Here is a 2,478-nt window from a genome sequence, read left to right as displayed (position 1 = left end):
AAGGCGGGGTGATTTCTCCGATTTTGGCGAATCTGTTCTTACATTACGCTTTTGACAAATGGATGGTAAAGAACTTACCCTATGCCCCGTTTGAACGATACGCGGATGACCTTTTGGTACATGTGAAAACAAAGAAACGAGCCGAAGAGATCCTAGAGGCTATAGGTCAGAGAATGACGCAGGTCAAGTTGGAGTTACATCCACAAAAGACCAAAATCGTCTATTGTAAGGACTCCAACCGTAAAGGAGAGTTCGAACAAATACGCTTTGACTTTCTAGGATTTACCTTTGCACCACGCTACGCCCGCAATAAGTTCAAGCAGCAGTTTAACAACTTCCTGCCAGCGGCTTCAGATAAAGCGGTAGAAGAAATGGGCAGAGAACTTAGGCGGTTTCGTATTCACCTCCAAACAGGCCAAACCATAGCCGAACTCGCCAGGCTTTACAACCCGGTGATCTTAGGCTGGATCAACTACTATGGACGCTTCTACAAATCCAGATTAGGCCAACTCCTCCGTCGTATCAATATCTATTTGATTAGATGGGCACGCAAAAAGTACAGGCGACTTAGCATACGAGCAAATGCTTGGAAATACCTATCTCAAATAGCCGAACGTGAACCCAATCTTTGGGCTCACTGGTCATTTGGGGTAATACCAAAAGTCGGTTCGCTAGGAGCCGTGTGAATTGAGAGGTTCACGCACGGTTCTGTGAGAGCGGGGAGGGGAAGTTCCTCCCCGCCACTCGACCCCCATCGAAGAACTCCCGGCTCAGCGGGTTAAGTCCAGTGGATCCTGAATAGAGATGCGGATAACACTTGTGAGACAGGTTGAAGCGGCATTCTGGTTTGGGAAACCATCGCAACGATGGTGTGCTGAGCTAGAGAGGTTGTTCCATGGGGACATTATGAAAGGGACAACCGGGCCATTGACGGTCAGCCCATAAAGCGCTATACTGTGTACACAAAGGAGACACAATGGGCAAACTCAAAAGCGTCGGCGTTCGTGAATTTCGCAACAATGCAAGCACCTACCTTTCCGGCTCCGATCCGGTTGCCGTGAACAAGCACGGTCAGGTGATTGGGTTTTATATCCCGCTCGAACGTGATCAGGACGAAGTGCGTCGTGCTATTGCCAAGTTGGGCGTCACGGTAGAGAAGGTCCTCGAAGACACGGGTATGTCCGAAGAGGAGCTGGCGCAGCTGTTCGACCTCCGGCGACAGTTGCCTGAATGATTGGCTCTCCTAACATAGATGTGGATCAAGCAACCCTTTCGTAGGGGAGCTTGAGATCAATCGGACCGCATGAAAGCATCACCAAAGCAAGTGTTGATTTTGCAGAGTGAAGACCATAGCATCTAGCAATGGCGGATCTAATATATTGTTTAGACCCTCAAGCCTTCCGTTGGAGACACCCTTTTCAAGCTAGGGGGCTCAATAGCAGCCATAATTCCATCTTTATGGGTTCGAATTGTCTTTGATAATCTGACAAAGCTAGGTATCTGTGCTCGTGAAGCACGAGCACACCAGGAATCCAAGAACTCAGCTACTTCGTCATTGGATAATCCACTACCGAATATCCCTCTTAGGGATTCTTTCATCTCTAAGGGCTTTAGGAGTATTGCAGCGGTTGACTTTATTTGACGTAGAGTCTCATTTTGGCGTTGAGTCAAATCACCAGGATTCTTTAGTAATGCCCATCTTGCACTCACAAACCTACGGGCGTAATCTGGAGTAGGAAGTTTTCTCAGTTGGCGCCATAGGTCGCATCTTACCTCCTCCAGGGCCTCAGTGCCCAATTTAACGACATGAAAAGGATCGAGTGCGATTTAAGTATCTGGTGTGCGATCAGCGAAAGCTTTAGCAAAAGCTGGTCCCATGTCCATTGTTGCTACTTGTGTGAGAGCTTGGAACGTTGCGAACCAAGCTCACATAAGAACCCATCTAGACTCTTAGCGCTTTTTCCTTCTGCTCCATAGACGATCTTTCCAGTTTCATGATCTGTTACGGGCTCTAAATAACTTGGGTTATGTACTTATGGTGTTTACGATAGGCAATCTCATCTACCCCTATTATTGAGAGCTTCTCTAGTCGCTTTGGATCGATCTCTTTGGCTACTACTCTCTCACAGATCGTACCAACTGTTTTCTGAGCAATCCGGGTGAGCTTCGTAACTGTTGTTTTATCCATCTTTGCGGTTGAGCCGGCAACTAGATGTTCAAAGTCTCTCGTGAAGCGAGATTTACGATACCGGTCACCCAAATGGCACTGACTCAGTGATTACTCCATGATTGGGGCATTTCGGTCTCCGTAGGGCACAAGAGATCCAAGTACGACGTATTCCCATGTCAAGATGTCTCCAGCGAGGGTTGATAAGTTCTGATGTCGTAGCGGTATTTTNNTTTCGAATTTACGGCTTATTCAACAACACTTTGGACATGCGAGCTTGGATCGTGCAAGTTTGACATCTACAACAATTT

The 2,478-nt window shown here is 47.3% G+C and carries 4 protein-coding genes; 2 read left to right on the top strand and 2 right to left on the bottom strand.

Going from position 1 to position 2,478, the window contains the following annotated elements:
• Both AXFE_RS08630 and AXFE_RS08625 read left to right on the top strand, forming a co-directional pair.
• A partial coding sequence (locus tag AXFE_RS08630) for a reverse transcriptase domain-containing protein (protein WP_268749152.1) occupies positions 1-686 on the top strand: 686 nt, incomplete at its 5' end.
• Between the two features lie 290 nt (positions 687-976).
• A complete protein-coding gene (locus AXFE_RS08625; protein WP_035391934.1) occupies positions 977-1,234 on the top strand; it encodes a hypothetical protein in 258 nt (85 codons plus the stop codon).
• 149 nt (positions 1,235-1,383) lie between these two features.
• On the opposite strand, the gene AXFE_RS08620 is transcribed toward AXFE_RS08625, so the two are convergent.
• On the bottom strand, positions 1,384-1,827 hold the full coding sequence (locus AXFE_RS08620) for a transposase (protein ID WP_082058601.1): 444 nt from the start codon (positions 1,825-1,827) through the stop codon (positions 1,384-1,386).
• Between the two features lie 184 nt (positions 1,828-2,011).
• Complete coding sequence (locus AXFE_RS08615; RefSeq protein WP_052605479.1) at positions 2,012-2,260, bottom strand: DDE transposase; 249 nt, start codon at positions 2,258-2,260, stop codon at positions 2,012-2,014.
• Positions 2,261-2,478 lie beyond the last annotated feature (218 nt).

Origin of the sequence: Acidithrix ferrooxidans, from assembly GCF_000949295.1 — a bacterium.
GTDB classification, from domain to species: domain Bacteria; phylum Actinomycetota; class Acidimicrobiia; order Acidimicrobiales; family Acidimicrobiaceae; genus Acidithrix; species Acidithrix ferrooxidans.
This window is presented reverse-complemented; position numbering and strand designations above follow the sequence as displayed.

Excerpts from the sequence above, each read along its gene's own strand:
- AXFE_RS08625 (WP_035391934.1), top strand. The coding sequence starts at position 977 with ATGGGCAAACTCAAAAGCGTCGGCGTTCGTGAATTTCGCAACAATGCA.